Origin of the sequence: Tabrizicola sp. YIM 78059 (assembly GCF_004959785.1) — a bacterium.
GTDB classification, from domain to species: domain Bacteria; phylum Pseudomonadota; class Alphaproteobacteria; order Rhodobacterales; family Rhodobacteraceae; genus Tabrizicola; species Tabrizicola caldifontis.
The window spans coordinates 244,446-261,745 of the sequence record NZ_SJZH01000003.1; the positions used below are offsets into that span (position 1 = coordinate 244,446).

Annotated in this window: 18 protein-coding genes; 7 read left to right on the top strand and 11 right to left on the bottom strand. The window is 65.7% G+C overall.

The features are described from left to right. Position 1: 1 nt before the first annotated feature. The 11 genes from EZM81_RS05920 to EZM81_RS05970 form a co-directional block, all read right to left on the bottom strand. Complete coding sequence (locus EZM81_RS05920) at positions 2–319, bottom strand: hypothetical protein (protein ID WP_135449179.1); 318 nt, start codon at positions 317–319, stop codon at positions 2–4. Beyond that, entirely contained in the window at positions 319–678 is a 360-nt protein-coding gene (locus EZM81_RS05925; protein ID WP_136645122.1) for a hypothetical protein, read from the bottom strand. The genes EZM81_RS05920 and EZM81_RS05925 overlap by 1 nt, the downstream gene beginning before the upstream one ends. After that, a complete protein-coding gene (sdhA, locus tag EZM81_RS05930) occupies positions 678–2,480 on the bottom strand; it encodes a succinate dehydrogenase flavoprotein subunit (protein ID WP_135449181.1) in 1,803 nt (600 codons plus the stop codon). Before sdhA ends, EZM81_RS05925 begins: the two co-directional genes overlap by 1 nt. A gap of 10 nt (positions 2,481–2,490) precedes the next feature. Continuing rightward, entirely contained in the window at positions 2,491–2,862 is a 372-nt protein-coding gene (gene sdhD / locus EZM81_RS05935) for a succinate dehydrogenase, hydrophobic membrane anchor protein (RefSeq protein WP_135449182.1), read from the bottom strand. An 8-nt stretch (positions 2,863–2,870) separates the two neighbouring features. Further along, positions 2,871–3,257, bottom strand: coding sequence for a succinate dehydrogenase, cytochrome b556 subunit (sdhC, locus tag EZM81_RS05940; protein WP_136645123.1), 387 nt, complete (start codon positions 3,255–3,257; stop codon positions 2,871–2,873). 205 nt (positions 3,258–3,462) lie between these two features. After that, positions 3,463–4,098 (bottom strand): TorF family putative porin, encoded by a 636-nt coding sequence (locus tag EZM81_RS05945; RefSeq protein ID WP_136645124.1) that lies wholly within the window; start codon positions 4,096–4,098, stop codon positions 3,463–3,465. Between the two features lie 105 nt (positions 4,099–4,203). Continuing rightward, on the bottom strand, positions 4,204–5,226 hold the full coding sequence (locus EZM81_RS05950; protein WP_135449185.1) for a MaoC family dehydratase: 1,023 nt from the start codon (positions 5,224–5,226) through the stop codon (positions 4,204–4,206). After that, a complete protein-coding gene (locus EZM81_RS05955; RefSeq protein ID WP_135449186.1) occupies positions 5,223–5,426 on the bottom strand; it encodes a DUF1737 domain-containing protein in 204 nt (67 codons plus the stop codon). Before EZM81_RS05955 ends, EZM81_RS05950 begins: the two co-directional genes overlap by 4 nt. Positions 5,427–5,521: 95 nt before the next feature. After that, the gene (locus EZM81_RS05960; RefSeq protein ID WP_136645125.1) at positions 5,522–6,067 is read right to left on the bottom strand and encodes an NnrU family protein; all 546 of its coding nucleotides are present in this window, start codon (positions 6,065–6,067) and stop codon (positions 5,522–5,524) included. A gap of 36 nt (positions 6,068–6,103) precedes the next feature. Next, on the bottom strand, positions 6,104–6,946 hold the full coding sequence (locus EZM81_RS05965; protein ID WP_136645126.1) for a CoA ester lyase: 843 nt from the start codon (positions 6,944–6,946) through the stop codon (positions 6,104–6,106). A 335-nt stretch (positions 6,947–7,281) separates the two neighbouring features. Beyond that, positions 7,282–8,031: a sulfite exporter TauE/SafE family protein gene (locus EZM81_RS05970; protein ID WP_136645127.1), complete on the bottom strand. Its 750-nt coding sequence runs from the start codon at positions 8,029–8,031 to the stop codon at positions 7,282–7,284. 156 nt (positions 8,032–8,187) lie between these two features. On the opposite strand from EZM81_RS05970, the gene mdh reads away from it, so the two are divergent. The 7 genes from mdh (at position 8,188) to EZM81_RS06000 (ending at position 17,291) form a co-directional block, all read left to right on the top strand. Next, the gene (gene mdh / locus EZM81_RS05975; RefSeq protein ID WP_135449190.1) at positions 8,188–9,150 is read left to right on the top strand and encodes a malate dehydrogenase; all 963 of its coding nucleotides are present in this window, start codon (positions 8,188–8,190) and stop codon (positions 9,148–9,150) included. 453 nt (positions 9,151–9,603) lie between these two features. Continuing rightward, a complete protein-coding gene (locus EZM81_RS18245; protein ID WP_167850952.1) occupies positions 9,604–9,774 on the top strand; it encodes a hypothetical protein in 171 nt (56 codons plus the stop codon). A gap of 107 nt (positions 9,775–9,881) precedes the next feature. Then, on the top strand, positions 9,882–10,436 hold the full coding sequence (locus EZM81_RS05980) for a class I SAM-dependent methyltransferase (protein WP_248298141.1): 555 nt from the start codon (positions 9,882–9,884) through the stop codon (positions 10,434–10,436). Between the two features lie 291 nt (positions 10,437–10,727). Beyond that, entirely contained in the window at positions 10,728–11,909 is a 1,182-nt protein-coding gene (locus EZM81_RS05985; RefSeq protein WP_136645129.1) for a hypothetical protein, read from the top strand. 259 nt (positions 11,910–12,168) lie between these two features. Next, positions 12,169–13,362 carry an ADP-forming succinate--CoA ligase subunit beta gene (gene sucC / locus EZM81_RS05990; RefSeq protein WP_135449193.1) on the top strand — a complete coding sequence of 398 codons (1,194 nt, stop codon included), beginning with the start codon at positions 12,169–12,171 and terminating at the stop codon, positions 13,360–13,362. A gap of 5 nt (positions 13,363–13,367) precedes the next feature. Further along, positions 13,368–14,252 carry a succinate--CoA ligase subunit alpha gene (sucD, locus tag EZM81_RS05995; protein ID WP_135449194.1) on the top strand — a complete coding sequence of 295 codons (885 nt, stop codon included), beginning with the start codon at positions 13,368–13,370 and terminating at the stop codon, positions 14,250–14,252. Positions 14,253–14,321: 69 nt separating this feature from the next. Continuing rightward, on the top strand, positions 14,322–17,291 hold the full coding sequence (locus tag EZM81_RS06000; protein WP_136645130.1) for a 2-oxoglutarate dehydrogenase E1 component: 2,970 nt from the start codon (positions 14,322–14,324) through the stop codon (positions 17,289–17,291). Positions 17,292–17,300 lie beyond the last annotated feature (9 nt).

The following is a 17,300-nucleotide window of genomic DNA, read 5'->3' on the forward strand; positions in this document are numbered from 1 at the left end:
GCTACCTGATCGGAGGCACGCCATTGGCGGCGAAGCAGGATTGCGCAGCAGGCCGCAGCGCCAGATTGCGGATGTTCTCCTTGGTCTGTGTTCCGGCCTCGACGCCGATATCGCGGGCCAGCGCGCGGATCTCGGGCATGGTCGCGGCATCAAGGATGCACTCTGTCGCCGCCTGCGCCGGACCAGCCGGCATGTCACGGTTCACCACCGCAAAGACCACGTCGCCCGCGGCACGGCGCATCGTCCGGTCGGCCATCTCGGCCGGGTCGCAGGCGGCCAGCGCCAGAACGACAAGGGCAAGGGCAGGTCTGAGGGTCATCAAAAGCCTCCGATCACAAGGCCCTGCGCCGCCCGAAGCTGGCCGCCTGACAGGGCCCGGACAAGACATTGCGCCGCCTTGGGCCGTTGTGCCACAGTCCTGACCGTGGGCCAGGCGCGGTTGGCGACTTCCTGCGCGGACCCCGCCCCGGCCGCCTGTGCCAGCGCCAGCAACTCGGACGTCGATGCATTATCTATCACACAGTCGGAATAGGGCTTGACCGGCACACCGGGCAGATAGCGCTCCGCCGCCGTGTCGACCGCGGACCTCGCCAGGCTGCGCGTCGTCTCCTGCATCACGGCTTCGCCCGCCACGCAGGCGGGCAGGGCCATGAACAGAAGAAGCGAAGTGGCGCGCATCAGAATTTCCGCTCTGCCGGGGCGATCTTCTTCAGCGGGATGCCACCCTCGGCCTCTGAGGTCAGCGGTTCGGTGTGCACCGGGCGGTAGTCGAGGCTGACCTTCGCGCCATCGACCCAGGCCAGCGAGTGCTTGCGCCAGTTCACGTCGTCGCGATGCGGGTAATCCTCGTGCGCATGCGCGCCGCGGCTTTCGGTGCGGGCGTGCGCGGCATAGATCGTGGCCAGCGCGTTCGGCATCAGGTTCGTCAGCTCCAGCGTCTCCATCAGGTCGCTGTTCCAGATCAGCGACCGGTCGGTGACGTGCAGATCATCAAGCTTGGCCGCGATGGCGGTCATTTTCCTTTCGCCCTCGGCCAGGGTCGCCTCGGCGCGGAAGACAGCGGCATCGGCCTGCATGGTCTTCTGCATCTCCAACCGCAACTGGGCGGTGGGCACGTTACCCTTGGCATGGCGCAGGGCATCGAACCGGGCCAGCGCCTTGTCCACCGCGGCCTTGTTGGTGGCGGGCACCGCGGCGGCCCGATCCACCACCTGCCCGGCGCGGATCGCCGCGGCCCGGCCGAAGACCACCAGGTCGATCAGGCTGTTCGACCCCAGCCGGTTCGCACCGTGCACAGAGGCACAGCCAGCCTCGCCCACCGCCATCAGGCCGGGAAAGACGGCATCTGGGTCGTCCTTCGTCGGGTTCAGCACCTCGCCCCAGTAGTTCGTGGGGATACCACCCATGTTGTAGTGCACCGTGGGCAGCACCGGGATCGGATCCTTGTGCAGATCGACGCCGGCGAAGATGCGGGCGCTTTCGGTGATGCCGGGCAATCGTGCCTCCAGCGTCTCGCGGGGAAGATGGTTGAGATGCAGGTGGATATGGTCGCCGTTCGGTCCGCAGCCGCGGCCTTCGCGGATTTCCAGCGTCATGCAGCGGCTGACATAATCGCGCGGCGCCAGATCCTTGTAGTGTGGCGCATAGCGTTCCATGAAACGCTCGCCGTTGGCGTTGGTCAGATACCCCCCCTCGCCCCGCGCGCCTTCGGTGATGAGACAGCCCGAGCCGTAGATGCCGGTCGGATGGAACTGCACGAACTCCATGTCCTGCAGGGGCAGACCAGCGCGGGCCACCATGCCGCCGCCGTCGCCTGTGCAGGTATGGGCCGAGGTCGCGCTGAAATAAGCCCGGCCATAGCCGCCCGTCGCAAGCACCACCATCTTGGCGTTGAAGACATGGATCGTGCCGTCATCCAGTTTCCAGGCGACCACACCGGTGCAGGCGCCATCGGTGATGATCAGGTCCAGCGCGAAATATTCGATGTAGAATTCGGCGTTGTTCTTCAGGCTTTGACCGTAAAGCGTATGCAGGATCGCGTGCCCCGTGCGGTCCGCCGCCGCACAGGTGCGCTGCACCGGGGGGCCTTCGCCGAATTCGGTCGTGTGGCCGCCGAAGGGGCGCTGGTAGATCTTGCCCTCTTCGGTGCGGCTGAAGGGTACACCGTAATGCTCAAGCTCGTAAACGGCCTTGGGCGCCTCGCGCGCCAGGTATTCCATCGCGTCGGTATCGCCCAGCCAGTCCGACCCCTTGACGGTGTCGTACATGTGCCATTGCCAGTTGTCGGGCCCCATGTTGCCAAGGCTGGCGGCGATGCCGCCCTGTGCGGCCACCGTGTGGCTGCGGGTCGGGAAGACCTTGGTCACGCAGGCCGTGCGCAGGCCCTGTTCGGCCATGCCAAGCGTCGCGCGCAGGCCCGCGCCGCCGGCACCCACGACCACCACGTCGTAATCATGCGTCTCGTAAGGGTAGGCAGTCATATCGATTCCTTCACAGCGCGATGCGGGCCAGGGCGAACAGGCCGGTGGCCGCGATGACCCAGGCCAGCGAGACGACGAAGATGATCAGCATCCTGCGTGCCGTGCCCCGGGCGTAATCCTCGATCATCGTGGTCGCTCCCATCGCGAAATGGCGCATCCCCACGATCAGAACCAGCGCGGTCACGATCGCCGGGAAGGGGCGAGCGAAGGTCTCCAGCACCTCGGCCCGTGTGCCGCCCAGCGCGCTGCCGAAGATGTAAAGCCAGACCGGCACAAGAAAAGCCAGGCCCACGGCCGAAACGGTCATCGACCAGTGATGTTCCGTGCCGGCATGGGCGGCACCCTTGCCCTCGGCGCGCTTGCGGGGGGTCAGATAGCGCATGGCGTCCCTCACCGAACCAGAAAAATTGTGATCACAGTCAGCACGACCGAACCGATGATACAGGCCCAGCCCAGCTTTTCCGCCGTCGGGATGTCCAGCCCCTTGCCCGCGTCATAGTAAAGGTGCCGCAGGCCGGCCAGATAGTGATACCACACCGCCCACAGCGACCCGGTGAAGACCAGATCCCCGAACCAGCTGGTCGCAACCGCATTCGCCAGCGCAAAATAATCGTCCGAGGTCGCTGCGGCCAGAAGCCACCAGACCCCCAGCACGATCCCGGCGATCAGGGCATGGCCCGTGATCCGCGTCAGGATCGAGGTCAGCATCGGCACCTGCCAGCGATAGATCTGCAAATGCGGCGAAAGGGGGCGTTCTGCACGCCGGGCGTCTGCCATGGGTCTGGTCCTCACCTCTGGCGGCGCGGGCAGCGATCCGGCCCCCGCGCTCGGCTAACGTTCGTTGCCTTGAATAGCGCGGATTTCGCCCGTGTCACGCGCGAGAATGCCGCAGACGCAGGATGTTTCCGCTATCCGGGCAGATTTCTTGGCTTCGTGATCACGGGCATAAAATCCGTGATCACGAATTTCCGATGGAAGTCTTTCAGCGTGACAGCAGGGTCGAATCCCAGGTCAGGGCCAGACCGAAATGGCTGTCGGCATAGTCGGACCCATCGTAGTAGCGGAAGTCGACTGCCGTCGTCCGCCCCAGTGAATAGGTCATGCCCAGATCCCATTCGCGCTCGCTGCCTGCGTCCTCGACCTGAAAGATGCCGAACTGGCCCGATACTTCGAGGGCATCGGTTGCCGACCAGGCCGCCCCCAGATAGGCGCTGTTCAGATCCGATTGCGGATCATGCGCCAGGTCCAGCTTTCCGGTCACCGGACCAAGAGGCATGCCAAGGGCAAGAGTATATTCCCCGCAGCATTCGCCCCCGTCGTTCGGGTAGTAATAGCGGGTATAGCCGACATCATAGGTCAGCCCGCCCGCTGTCTCGTTTCGGTAGCCGAGGTAAAGGTCGACTTCATCCAGCAGGTCGTCACTGGCCACCTGCCCCCAGATGCCGACATAAAACCCGACGGCCTCGCCCTCGATATAGCCCGAGAGATAGGCGTTGGAACTTCCGCCCTCTTCCTTGTGCTTGTATTCCAGCTTGGCCCCGCCCAGAAGCTCGAACCCCTGCGCCCCGGCCATTCCTGCCGAAAAGGCCAACACTGCCACGCCTGCGATCATACGCATGCCACTGCCTCCGTTGTTGTTATTGATGTCATTGTGGCACAACCGGGCGCCGGGCTGAACCCCCGGATCGCCAGATATTGCGGTTCTTGGCCGGAAACCTGCCACCTATCGCGGCAGCAGCGCCCAGTAGTCAAGGTCCAGCAGTACCTCGGGCAGGTATTTCCCGTCCGCCCCCCGCAGCCTTCCGGCTGCGCCGCGTGTTGCCACCAGCCGAAGCCGCAACGCCCCGATACCGGGGACACCGGTTTCGGCGCCGTCAAGCACTTCGGACCAGGCCCGCACCGTGTCGCCAGCGAAACAGGGGTTCACATGCGCACCCGCGTTCAGGGCCACGATGAACTGGGCATTCGCCAGGCCGTTGAACGACAGCGCACGCGCCAGGCTGATGACATGGCCGCCATAGATCAGGCGCCGGCCGTCCTCGCGCTGCGTCACGTCGAAATGGACCTTGGCGGTGTTCTGCCAAAGCCGCGTGGCCAGCATGTGTTCGGCCTCCTCGACCGTGACGGCATCGACATGGTCGATCACCTCGCCTACCGCATAGTCGCTCCACCGGTGCGGTTCGCCCGCCAGTTCGAAGTCGTAGCGGCTGAAATCCAGACCCTCGGGCACCACCAGCGACTGCGGCGCCACCACGGGCGCCAGCTCCGGCACATGCACCGGCACCTCGACCTCGCGTCGCCGCTTCCTGACCAGCACCCAGCGGACATATTCCAGCACCACCTCGTCGCGCTGGTTCAGCCCGCGCGTGCGGACCCAGACCACACCGGTCGCCCCGGACGAGGTTTCCTTAAGCCCGATCACTTCGCTTTCCGCCCGCAGCGTGTCGCCCGGCCAGACCGGCTGCAGCCAGCGCCCCTCGGCGTAGCCCAGGTTCGCCACCGCGTTAAGGCTGATGTCGGGCACCGTCTTGCCGAACACCGTATGGAAGGCGATCAGATCGTCCAGCGGGCTGGCCCGCAAGCCCACCGACCGCGCGAACTCATCCGACGAATACACCGCGCCCCGCGCCGGATAAAGCGCGTGGTAAAGCGCCCTTTCCCCGCCACCCAGGGTGCGCGGAACGGCATGCCGGATCACCTCGCCCAAGGCGTAGTCCTCGAAAAAACGGCCAGGATCCGTCTTCATAGCTCGCCCAGCTTCAGATCGGGGTGATAGTCGCCCGCCACCTCCTTCACCACCGCCTGCCCGCAACGCATCACGCCGTTGGCCGCATCAAAGGCATAGCTGGGCGAGCCGTGCAGCGCCCAGCCCTTGTTCAGCGCCGCCGTCACCTTGTGACAGAACTCCGACGTGTCGTCCGCACTCAGGAACCGATAGAGCTTCATCGCCTCACCAATTTGCAGCAATCCGAACGGAATTGCCTTCCTCTCTGCCCAAACATCCCACGGGGGTGCGGGGGTGTGAAACCCCCGCCTCGCCCTCAGCCGAAGGGCCAGACGCCCAGCCAGTTGTGGACCCAGCCGATTGCCCCCAGCACCACCACCGCCCCGACGACCGCGCCGATTTCCCTGCCCACCGGAGCGGGCGCCGGGGGCGCCGGCCGCGGCTCGGCCCGATTGATCACGATCACCTCGACCACCGCCCAGGCCAGGATGCCCCCGAACAGGATCACGCTGGCAAGATCCCCGTTCACCAGCAGGTGCGCCACAGCCCAGACCTTGACCGCCGTCAGCTGCGGATGCCGGATCACGCGCGTGATCCGCGTCTTCATGCCGGATGCGGCATAGAGATAGACCGCGAACAGCATCAGCAGATTGTTCACATGCGTCAGGAACCCGGGCGGATACCACAGGTCGATCTGTTCCACGCCGCGATAGCCGATGACCATCAGCACCAGACCTGCCAGCACGCCCAGCGCAACCACACCCCGGCCCGCGTCGCCCATCGCCGCCCGCCGCGTCGGGGCCAGGCGCCTGAACAGATGCGCGGCCCACCACAGCGCCAGTCCCAGAACGATCAAGGTCATCACGGTCCTCCGAACGGTTTCGGTGCCACCTTGGCCCTAAACCGCCAGCGCCGCAATCGCCTCGGCCTTCTCGATCAGCGCCTTCGCGGTGGCCACATGCAGGTTCTCGACGATCCGGCCATCAACCACGGCCACGCCCTCGCCCTTCGCACGCGCCTCGGCATAGGCCTCGATCTGGCGGCGGGCCAGCGCCACCTCCTCCTCCGAGGGCGCAAAGACCGCGTTCGCGATTTCCAGCTGGGCCGGGTGAATCAGCGTCTTGCCGTCGAAGCCCATGTCGCGGCCCTGCTCGCATTCCGCGCGCAGGCCCGCCTCGTCCCGGAAGGCGTTGAACACACCATCGACGATCAGCTTGCCCTCTGCCCGCGCGGCCAGAACGCATGTCCCCAGCGCCGCCATCAGCGGCAAGCGGTCCGCGCGATGCCGCGCACCCAGCTCTCTGGCCAGATCGTTTGTGCCCATCACCATCCCCTCAAGCCGGGGATGGGCGGCGATGGCGGCAGCGTTCAGGCAGCCACGCGCCGTCTCAAGCATCGCCCATAGCGGCTTTGCCACCCGTGTCCCGACGGCGTCCAGGTCTTCCGGCCCGTTCACCTTGGGCACCAGCACCGCATCCGCGCCGGGATGGCCGGCAAAGGCCAGCATGTCCGCTGCGCCCCACGGCGTCTCCAGCCCGTTCACGCGCACGACCCGCAGCCGCCCGCCGAAATCGGCCCGGTGCAGCTCGTCAGACAGCAGCGCCCGCGCACGCACCTTTTCTTCGGGGGCGACGGCATCTTCCAGATCGAAGATGATCGCATCGGCCGGCAGCTCACGCGCCTTTTCCAGCGCTCGTTCCTTCGAGGCCGGGATGTAGAGGACAGACCGACAGGGACGCATGACGACTCACCTCCGCGCAAGATTCTTGCGCTTGAAAGCACGGATCGGACAGAAACGGCAAGCGCATTTTTGCCGCAGCGCAGCAAGAGCACCGCATCAACTGGGTCGAGGCCCTTGCTGGCAGCCTTTTCCCACGTCCGGCCCGCCACAGGCCAGTTCCATGAGGCAGCTCGCGCTTGCCCTGTCGCTTGGCTTCGCCGGGATCATCCTCGCCACCCGGCTTGCCTTTTCCAACCCGAACTGCGGCGGCCCTGACGGGTGATCGCGCGTCTGGTCGGACGCCACGCCCAAGCCCGCCACGCGATCGTTGCGCCCCCGCTTGCGCGAGGCCCGGGTCAGGCCAGCTTGCTCACGCCGTCCCAGATCAGCTTGACCGAGATCATGAGAAGCGCCCAGGTCACCAGCCGGAAGAACAGACGTTCCGGCATCAGCCGCACCAGCCTTACCCCGGCAAATACGGCGACGACCGAAGGCAGGGCCAACACTGCCGCAATCTTCAGGTTGCCGATGTTCAGCTGTCCCAGCGCGTAATACGGCATCAGCTTCACCGCATTGATCACCGCGAAGGCAATCGTCGTCGTCCCGGCAAAGACCGCCTTCGAAAGGCCGAGCGGAAGGGTATAGACCTGCCAGGGCGGCGCGCCCGCGTGGCTGACGAAACTGGTGAATCCCGCCAGCGCGCCCCAGAACAAGCCCGGCACCACCTCTGCCCGGCGCGGCTCTGCCACCGCTGGGCGGCGGGCAAGGATGTTCAGCGCGAAGGCAAAGCCGATCAGCCCGACCAGAAATGTGACCGCTGCCTCGGGAACCAGACTGGCCGTGGCCCAGCCAATGCCGATTCCCGCCACGGCACCCGGAAGGACGATGGCCAGCACCCGCCGGTCATAATGCCGCCGGTAGGCCCACAACCCGAAGACATCCGACACGACATAGACCGGCAGCAGCAGCCCCGCCGCCGCCACCGGGTTGATGACCAGCGCCAGGACAGGCACCCCCAGCATCCCGACCACCGGGACGCCGCCTTTGCTCATCCCGACCAGTGCCGCAGCGATCAGCGCTGCCGCCCAGAACCAAAGATCGTGCATCGCGCCCTCCGCCACGGGTTACCGCTAACGCCCTTTCGGGACAGCCGAAAGCGGCATTTTCTCGCATACAATTGTATACCGATTGCCCTGCAAGGCTGGACAGAACCCCGATAAGCGGCTACCCACAGCCCCGATTCACCCCATCAGGAGGCTCCCATGGCCAGACCCAAGATCGCCCTCATCGGCGCCGGTCAGATCGGCGGCACGCTTGCGCATCTCATCGCGCTCAAGGAACTGGGCGATGTCGTCCTGTTCGACATCGCCGAGGGCACGCCGCAAGGCAAGGCGCTGGACATAGCCCAATCGGGCCCGGTGGAAGGGTTCGATGCGGCGCTGAAGGGCACCAACGACTATGCTGACATCGCGGGCGCCGATGTCTGCATCGTCACCGCCGGCGTGCCCCGCAAGCCGGGGATGAGCCGCGACGATCTTCTGGGCATCAACCTCAAGGTGATGAAATCGGTGGGCGAGGGCATCAAGGCTCATGCGCCTAACGCCTTCGTGATCTGCATCACCAACCCGCTCGACGCCATGGTCTGGGCGCTGCGCGAATTCTCGGGCCTGCCACACAACAAGGTGGTCGGCATGGCAGGCGTGCTTGACTCGGCGCGCTTCCGGCATTTCCTGGCGGTGGAGTTCAACGTCTCGATGAAGGACGTCACCGCCTTCGTCCTTGGCGGACACGGCGACACGATGGTGCCTTCGGTGCGCTATTCCACCGTAGGCGGCATCCCGCTGCCCGACCTGGTGGCCATGGGCTGGACCACGCAGGAGAAGCTTGAAGCCATCGTCCAGCGCACCCGCGACGGCGGGGCCGAGATCGTGGGCCTGCTGAAGACAGGTTCGGCCTTCTACGCCCCGGCCGCGTCCGCCGTGGAAATGGCCGAAGCCTATCTGAAGGACCAGAAGCGCCTTCTGCCCTGTGCTGCCCATGTCAATGGCGCCTATGGCCTTGATGGCCTCTATGTCGGCGTGCCCGTGATCATCGGCGCGGGCGGGGTGGAGCGTGTGGTCGAAGTGAAGCTCGACGCCACGGAGAAGGCCATGTTCGAAAAGTCGGTCGATGCGGTGAAGGGCCTCGTGGCCGCCTGCAAGGGGATCGACGCGACTCTGGGCTGAGCGGCCCCTGATCTGAAGCGCTTGCCCGAACACCCCCGGACCCGTTTCCGGGGGTGTTTGCCTGTGATGCCACCGCCCGGCTTGCCGAACCGGCGCCGCCTGAGGACCGCGACCCGACCGGCCGTCCCTCGGCTGGCCTGCCCGCACCGCCCGGCAGCCCGGCCCTGCCCCATGTCGCCACCAGTCCGGCCGCGGCACCGTCCCTTCCTCTTGTACCTTTCCCCAAATACTCCCGCCGCAGGCAGCGCGGCTTTTCCAGCGGGCATGCACTGCTGGAAATGCACCGGGCACCGCCCGGTCAGGGTGTCGGGGATATTCTGCCGCGAACGGCCAAACGTTTGAAATCATGAACGAGCACGGAATGATCTACCACGGACGTGACCGCACCCCCTTGCCCTGCCGGGCGGAATCCGGCATCCCCAAGGCCAGACCCATAGCCCTGGAGGGCCCACCATGGACTATTCGAAATCCGGCAACCCCAAGGGTGCCCGCCGGGCACCGCGTGGGCCGGACCACGCCCAGAAGGGCGCGCCGAAATCGACCACGCCGCCGCGAGAAACCAAGGAACAGCTCCTCGCCCGGATGAAGGCTGCCGCGACCGCGAAGAAGGACCAGAAAGGCTGAGACCTGCCTCCCCCTACCTCGCCCCCGGCTTCTATGAGGACGCCATCGCGAAGGGCCGCCACCGCGAGATCGTCGGCGGTCGCTGGGACGAAACCGCCCGCATCCAGATGCAGATCCTTCTGAACGAGGGCATGACGCCGGAGGATCACCTGCTGGATATCGGCTGCGGCGCGCTGCGGCTTGGCCACAAGGCCGTGCCGTTCCTGAAGCCCGGTCACTACTGGGGCACCGATGCCTCGTTGGCCTTGATGCGGCACGGCCGGACAACCGAACTGCCGGACCCCGAGGCGCTGCCGCTTGACCATCTGATCGAGGACGCCGACTTCGTCTATCCCGGGGTGCCCGACGGGATCACGCTTGCCATCGCCTTCGGGGTCTTCACCCATCTGCCTGCCCCGGCGCTGACCACGGCGCTGCGCAACCTGCGCCGCTTTGGACGTCTCAAAGCCTTTCTGTTCACCGTCTTCATCGCCCCGGATGGTGCTGGTCCGTTCCGGCAGGCCGATGGCGTCGTGACCCATTCGGACCGCCCGCCCTATCACATCACCGCAGCTGCGGCCGAGGCGATGATCGGTTCAGCCGGCTTCACTCCGGCGCGCCGACCGGCACTTCTGCCCCGGGGTCAGGTGCTCTGGGCCGCCATCCCGCCGTGCACGCCCTAGACCGCCCGGATGCTGCCAAGGAAGGCCGGGGTCGCCAAGCCCCGGTTCGCCCCTTGGCTTCGGGCCGGCAGCAAGGGCTGCACCGACCCATGGGGGATGGGTTGCCGGGGCAGCAGGCCTGAAAAGACCGCTCGTGCAAAGACGTCGCGGGATCGCCCGTTAGCCGATCATCCGCCGCGTGCGGCACCGAATGCGGGCCGCAGGGGCGCCGCAGATCACGCAGCTGGATATCCTGACTTGCCACCGCATGGGCACGGCCGCACTCTCTGCCTGTCAACAGTGGAGGCCCGGATGCGCGCCCTTACCCTTGCCCTTCTGCTTGCCGCCGCGCCCGTCGCTTCCGAAACCCTGTCGGAAGAGATCGCCCGCACCGGAATTTCCGCAACCAAGGCAAGGCTGGCTGCCATGGCCGATCCTGCCAGCGAACAGCTGTTCGCGCTGGCCGGCCTGCGCTTCCTTGGGGGGGTAGAGGCCGCCCTGCAGCTGCGCTGGCAGACCGGTATGCGGGCCGACTGGTCCGAGCTGCCCATCCTGCGCCTGCCGATCCCGGAAAACCCCGCAGCCCGCCCCTTCGCAGCGGCTGATTTCACCACTCTGATCACCAATCTCGACGCCGAAATGGAGGCTGCCCGTGCAGCCCTGGCACAGCTTGGCGACCAGCCCTTCGCGCTGGACATCCGGCTTGCGGATCTGTGGTTCGACATCAACATGAACGGCACCCGCGACGATGGCGAGGAAATCGGCGCGGTAGCCGGCATTCTTGCCGGCGGACGCCGGGTCGGCATCCCGGTCGTCGATCCGGTGATCCGCTTCGACACTGCCGATGCCGCCTGGCTGTCGGCCTATACCCACTTCCTTTCTGGCTTTGCCTCGGTCGCGCTGGCCTATGACCCGGAGCCTGCGATCCAGCGGGTGATCGAATCCAGCAAGGCGATCTATGCGCTCTGGGGCGACACGCCGCCGCCGAACGCGATGGACATGATGTTCGGCCGCCAGGTGGACCGGCTGGCCATGGTGCTGCTGGCGCTGTCGAACACGCCCGACAAGGGCCGTGCCGCAAAGGCGCACGGCCATTTCATGTCGATGATCGCCGAGAACCGCCGCTTCTGGACGCTGGTCGAACTGGAAGAGGACAACCAGGGCGAATGGGTGCCGAACGACAGGCAGGTTTCGGCCATCGGCCTTGTCATGCCCCCCGGGACCGGGACGCGGTGGCAGGCAGTGCTGGCCGATGCCGAGGCGCTGCTGACCGGCGAGAAGCTGATCCCGCACTGGCGCTATGGGGCCGAGGCCGGGATCAACCTGAAGAAGATGTTCGACACCCCCCCGCCGGTGGACCTGGTCACCTGGATCCAGGGCGAGGGCTTCCTTCCCTTCGCGGAAAAGGGCGAGCGGATCGACATGGATTCCTGGCGCGACTTTGAACGTCTGGTCTCGGGCGATGCGATGCTGTTTGCCGTCTTCCTGAACTGATCGGGCCGGGATCCGGTGAAGGATCGTGCAGGTTTCCTTGCAGAATCCGGCCCGTGCCTTGCGGGTCGAATCACGGAGCCATTGGCAAGGAACGCTCGCGATCACAAATTTTCCAGTTGTGATCACGAAATTTCAGGGCGTGATCACATGATGCATTTTTCTGCGCCCTTCAGCGCTAACGGACGGAAATCCGCGTAGGATTACGCCTGCATTCATGCGATGAGGCCGGCAAGTTCATCAAGGGACAGGGTGCTGCGCCATGAACATCCACGAATACCAGGCCAAGGCGCTTCTGCGCAGCTACGGCATCCCGGTCAGCGATGGCCGCGTCGTGCTGAAGGCCGAAGAGGCCAAGACCGCCGCGGGCGAGCTGGACGGGCCGCTTTGGGTCGTCAAGGCGCAAATCCATGCAGGCGGCCGCGGCAAGGGCCATTTCAAGGAACCCGAGGCCGGCGAGAAGGGAGGCGTCCGCCTGGCACGCAGCGTGGGCGAGGCGGCCGAATTTGCCCGCCAGATGTTGGGCCGCACGCTTGTCACCGTGCAGACCGGCCCGGCGGGCAAGCAGGTGAACCGCATCTACATCGAGGACGGCTCGGACATCGAGAAGGAATTCTACCTTGCCCTGCTGATCGACCGGAAATCCAGCCGCATCTCGATCGTCGCCTCGACCGAGGGCGGCATGTCGATCGAGGACGTGGCGCATGCGACGCCCGAAAAGATCCTGACCTTCACCATCGACCCGGCGACCGGCCTGCAGGATTTCCACGGCCGCCGCGTGGCCTTTGCCCTGGGCCTCCAGGGCCAGCAGGTCAAGCAATGCGTGCAGATCGTGAAGAAGCTTTACCAGCTGTTCATCGACAAGGACATGGACATGCTGGAGATCAACCCCTTCTGCGTGCTCAAGGACGGCTCGCTGCGGCTTCTTGACGCCAAGATGGGCTTCGACGGCAACGCGATCTACCGCCACCCCGACATCGCCGCCCTGCGCGACGAGACGGAGGAGGATCCCAAGGAACTCGCAGCCTCTAAGTTCGACCTGAACTACATCGCGCTCGATGGCGAGATCGGCTGCATGGTCAACGGCGCGGGCCTCGCGATGGCCACCATGGACATCATCAAGCTTTACGGGGCGGAGCCCGCCAACTTCCTCGACGTCGGCGGCGGCGCGACGAAGGAGAAGGTGACGGAGGCCTTCAAGATCATCACCAGTGACCCGAACGTGAAGGGCATCCTCGTCAACATCTTCGGCGGCATCATGCGCTGCGACATCATCGCCGAGGGCATCGTCGCCGCCGTGAAGGAGGTCGGGCTGAAGGTGCCGCTGGTGGTGCGGCTGGAAGGCACCAATGTCGAGCTCGGCAAGAAGATCATCAACGAATCCGGCCTGAACGTGATCGCCGCCGACGACCTGTCGGACGCGGCAAGGAAGATCGTCAAGGCGGTGAAAGGCTGAAGCCCATGTCCATCCTCGTGAACAAAGCGACCAAAGTCATCTGCCAGGGCTTCACCGGCAGCCAGGGCACCTTCCATTCCGAACAGGCCATCGCCTATGGCACGCAGATGGTCGGCGGCGTGACCCCCGGCAAGGGCGGGACCGAACACCTCGGCCTGCCCGTCTTCGACAGCGTGCACGAGGCCGTGGCCAGAACCGGCGCCGATGCGACCGCGATCTACGTTCCCCCGCCCTTCGCCGCCGACTCGATCCTCGAGGCCATCGACGCCGAGGTGCCGCTGATCGTCTGCATCACCGAAGGCATTCCGGTCCTCGACATGATGAAGGTCAAGCGCGCCCTCATCAACTCGAAGTCGCGCCTGATCGGCCCGAACTGCCCCGGCGTCCTGACCCCCGGCGAATGCAAGATCGGCATCATGCCGGGCTCGATCTTCTCCAAAGGGTCGGTTGGGGTCGTGTCACGCTCGGGCACGCTTACCTATGAGGCCGTGAAGCAGACCACCGACGTGGGCCTTGGCCAGACCACTGCCGTCGGCATCGGCGGCGACCCGATCAAGGGCACCGAACACATCGATGTGCTGGAGATGTTCCTCGCCGACCCTGACACCCATTCGATCATCATGATCGGCGAGATCGGGGGCAGCGCGGAAGAGGAAGCCGCCCAGTTCCTCGCAGATGAAAGGAAGCGCGGCCGCTGGAAGCCCACCGCCGGCTTCATCGCCGGCCGCACCGCCCCGCCCGGCCGCCGCATGGGCCACGCGGGCGCGATCGTTGCCGGCGGCAAGGGCGATGCCGGGTCCAAGATCGAGGCGATGAAATCCGCCGGAATCGTGGTGGCCGACAGCCCTGCGGGCCTGGGCGAAGCCGTACTGAAAGCGATCAAGGGCTGAACTGGACCAGGGCGGGGGACGCCCCGCCTTTTCCCTCGGCGGTAGCTCCGCCCCAACAGGAAACGCGCGATGACCGACCAATCCCCGAACGCCGCCTTCGCCGCCTCGTCCTTCCTCGACGGGGCCAATGCCGATTATGTCGATCAGCTGGCCGCGCGCCACGCCGCCGACCCGAACAGTGTCGATCCTCAATGGGCCGAGTTCTTCAAGGCCCTCGGCGACAGCGAGATCGACGCCAAGCGCGCCGCGCAAGGCCCGTCCTGGGCGCGGGCCGACTGGCCGCCTACCCCGGCAGATGACCTGACCGCCGCGCTGACCGGCGAGTGGGCTGCGCCCCCGTCGGCGAAGGAAGCCCGCGCCGCCGGCGCCAAGATCGCCGCCAAGGCCGCCGAGGCAGGCGTCGCACTGTCCGAAGACCAGATCCAGCGCGCTGTGCTCGATTCCATCCGCGCGCTGATGATCATCCGCGCCTACCGGATCCGCGGCCACCTGGCCGCCGACCTCGACCCGCTGGGGCTGGCCGAGAAGAAGTCCCACCCCGAGCTCGACCCGGCCTCCTACGGCTTCACCGAAGCCGACATGGACCGGCCGATCTTCATCGACAACGTGCTGGGCCTGACACACGCCTCGATGCGCGAGATCATCGACATCCTGAAGCGCACCTATTGCGGCACCTTCGCGCTGCAATACATGCATATCTCCGACCCCGAACAATCGGCCTGGCTCAAGGAACGGATCGAGGGCTACGGCAAGGAAATCCAGTTCACGCGGGAAGGCCGGAAGGCCATCCTGAACAAGCTGGTCGAGGCCGAGGGCTTCGAGAAGTTCCTGCACGTCAAGTACATGGGGACCAAGCGTTTCGGCTTGGACGGGGGCGAGGCGCTGATCCCGGCGATGGAGCAGATCATCAAGCGCGGTGGCGCGCTGGGGGTGAAGGAAATCATTATCGGCATGCCGCACCGCGGCCGGCTGAACATCCTCGCCAACGTGATGCAGAAGCCCTACCGCGCGATCTTCCACGAATTCCAGGGCGGGAGCTACAAGCCCGAGGACGTGGACGGCTCGGGCGACGTGAAATACCACCTCGGCGCCTCGAGTGACCGCGAGTTCGACGGCAACAAGGTGCACCTCAGCCTGACCGCCAACCCCAGCCACCTCGAAGCCGTCAACCCGGTAGTGCTGGGCAAGGCGCGGGCCAAGCAGGATCAGCTCAACGACACCGCCGAACGGATCGCGGTGCTACCGGTGCTGCTGCACGGCGACGCGGCCTTCGCCGGTCAGGGTGTGGTGGCGGAATGCCTGCAACTGTCGGGCATCAAGGGCCACCGGACGGGGGGCTGCATCCACATCATCGTCAACAACCAGATCGGCTTCACCACCGCACCCGCCTTCAGCCGGACATCGCCCTACCCCACCGACATCGCGCTGATGGTCGAGGCGCCGATCTTCCACGTGAACGGCGACGACCCCGAGGCCGTGGTCCATGCCGCCAAGGTGGCCACCGAGTTCCGCCAGAAGTTCCACAAGGACGTGGTCATCGACATCTTCTGCTACCGCCGCTTCGGTCACAACGAAGGCGACGAGCCGATGTTCACCAACCCGGCGATGTACAACCGCATCCGCAAGCAGAAGACGACGCTCCAGCTCTACACCGAACGGCTGGTGGCCGACGGGCTGATCTCGGCCGGCGAGATCGAGGACATGAAGGCCGCCTTCCAGGCCCGCCTCAACGAGGAGTTCGAGGCCGGCAAGGCCTTTCTGCCGAACAAGGCCGACTGGCTGGACGGGCGCTGGAAGAACCTGCAGACCAAGGATCTGAACACCTACCAGCGCGGTGAAACCTGGATCAAGGCCGAGACCTTGGCCGAGGTAGGCGCCGCGCTGACCCGCGTGCCCCCGGGCTTCGATCTGCACAAGACCGTCGCCCGCCAGCTTGAGGCCAAGGCCCGTATGTTCGAGACCGGACAGGGCTTCGACTGGGCCACTGCCGAGGCGCTGGCCTTCGGCTCGCTTCAGCTCGAAGGCTTCCCCGTGCGTCTGGCGGGCCAGGACTGCACCCGCGGCACCTTCAGCCAGCGCCATTCCGGCTGGATCGACCAGACCACCGAGGAACGCCACTACCCCTTGAACCACATCCGCCCGGGACAGGCGCGGTATGAGGTCATCGACTCGATGCTTTCGGAATATGCCGTGCTCGGCTTCGAATACGGCTATTCGCTGGCCGAACCGAATGCGCTGACGATCTGGGAAGCCCAGTTCGGCGATTTCGCCAACGGTGCGCAGATCATGTTCGACCAGTTCATCAACTCGGGCGAGTCGAAATGGCTGCGCATGTCTGGCCTCGTCGTCCTCCTGCCCCACGGCTTCGAGGGCCAGGGCCCGGAACATTCCTCCGCGCGACTGGAACGGTTCCTGCAACTGTCTGCGGAAGACAACTGGATTGTTGCCAACTGCACGACGCCGGCGAACTATTTCCACATCCTGCGCCGTCAGCTGCACCGGACCTATCGCAAGCCGCTGATCCTGATGACGCCCAAGTCGCTCTTGCGCCATCCGATGTGCGTCAGCCGGGCCGAGGATTTCACCGACGGCTCGACCTTCCACCGCGTGCTGTGGGACGATGCGCAGAAGGGCAACTCGACCCTGAAGCTCAAGGCCGACGAGAAGATCCGGCGGGTCATCCTCTGCTCGGGCAAGGTCTATTACGACCTTCTGGCCGAACGCGACGCGCAGAAGCTGGACGATGTCTATCTGCTGCGGGTCGAACAGCTTTACCCCGTGCCGACGATCTCGCTCGGCCAGGAACTCGCGCGCTTCCCGAAGGCCGAGTTCATCTGGTGTCAGGAAGAGCCGAAGAACCAGGGCGCCTGGTCCTTCATCGAGCCCGAGATGGAGGCGATCCTGACACGTGTGCGCGGCAAGCCTACGCGCATGTCCTATGCCGGCCGCAAGGCCAGCGCCTCGCCCGCAACGGGCCTCGCCTCCCGCCACAAGCAGGAACAGGAAACCCTTGTCGCCCAGGCCCTTGGCCTGAACTGACCTCGGACA

Bases quoted from the DNA above. Each gene is read 5' to 3' on its own strand.
- EZM81_RS05970 (WP_136645127.1), bottom strand. From the start codon at position 8,031: ATGCACGATCTTTGGTTCTGGGCGGCAGCGCTGATCGCTGCGGCACTG.
- EZM81_RS05985 (WP_136645129.1), top strand. From the start codon at position 10,728: ATGCGCGCCCTTACCCTTGCCCTTCTGCTTGCCGCCGCGCCCGTCGCT.
- EZM81_RS05925 (WP_136645122.1), bottom strand. From the start codon at position 678: ATGCGCGCCACTTCGCTTCTTCTGTTCATGGCCCTGCCCGCCTGCGTG.
- EZM81_RS18245 (WP_167850952.1), top strand. From the start codon at position 9,604: ATGGACTATTCGAAATCCGGCAACCCCAAGGGTGCCCGCCGGGCACCG.
- mdh (WP_135449190.1), top strand. From the start codon at position 8,188: ATGGCCAGACCCAAGATCGCCCTCATCGGCGCCGGTCAGATCGGCGGC.
- EZM81_RS05980 (WP_248298141.1), top strand. From the start codon at position 9,882: ATGCAGATCCTTCTGAACGAGGGCATGACGCCGGAGGATCACCTGCTG.
- EZM81_RS06000 (WP_136645130.1), top strand. From the start codon at position 14,322: ATGACCGACCAATCCCCGAACGCCGCCTTCGCCGCCTCGTCCTTCCTC.
- EZM81_RS05920 (WP_135449179.1), bottom strand. From the start codon at position 319: ATGACCCTCAGACCTGCCCTTGCCCTTGTCGTTCTGGCGCTGGCCGCC.
- sdhD (WP_135449182.1), bottom strand. From the start codon at position 2,862: ATGCGCTATCTGACCCCCCGCAAGCGCGCCGAGGGCAAGGGTGCCGCC.
- sdhC (WP_136645123.1), bottom strand. From the start codon at position 3,257: ATGGCAGACGCCCGGCGTGCAGAACGCCCCCTTTCGCCGCATTTGCAG.
- EZM81_RS05950 (WP_135449185.1), bottom strand. From the start codon at position 5,226: ATGAAGACGGATCCTGGCCGTTTTTTCGAGGACTACGCCTTGGGCGAG.
- EZM81_RS05960 (WP_136645125.1), bottom strand. From the start codon at position 6,067: ATGACCTTGATCGTTCTGGGACTGGCGCTGTGGTGGGCCGCGCATCTG.
- EZM81_RS05945 (WP_136645124.1), bottom strand. From the start codon at position 4,098: ATGCGTATGATCGCAGGCGTGGCAGTGTTGGCCTTTTCGGCAGGAATG.
- sucC (WP_135449193.1), top strand. From the start codon at position 12,169: ATGAACATCCACGAATACCAGGCCAAGGCGCTTCTGCGCAGCTACGGC.
- sucD (WP_135449194.1), top strand. From the start codon at position 13,368: ATGTCCATCCTCGTGAACAAAGCGACCAAAGTCATCTGCCAGGGCTTC.
- EZM81_RS05955 (WP_135449186.1), bottom strand. From the start codon at position 5,426: ATGAAGCTCTATCGGTTCCTGAGTGCGGACGACACGTCGGAGTTCTGT.
- sdhA (WP_135449181.1), bottom strand. From the start codon at position 2,480: ATGACTGCCTACCCTTACGAGACGCATGATTACGACGTGGTGGTCGTG.
- EZM81_RS05965 (WP_136645126.1), bottom strand. From the start codon at position 6,946: ATGCGTCCCTGTCGGTCTGTCCTCTACATCCCGGCCTCGAAGGAACGA.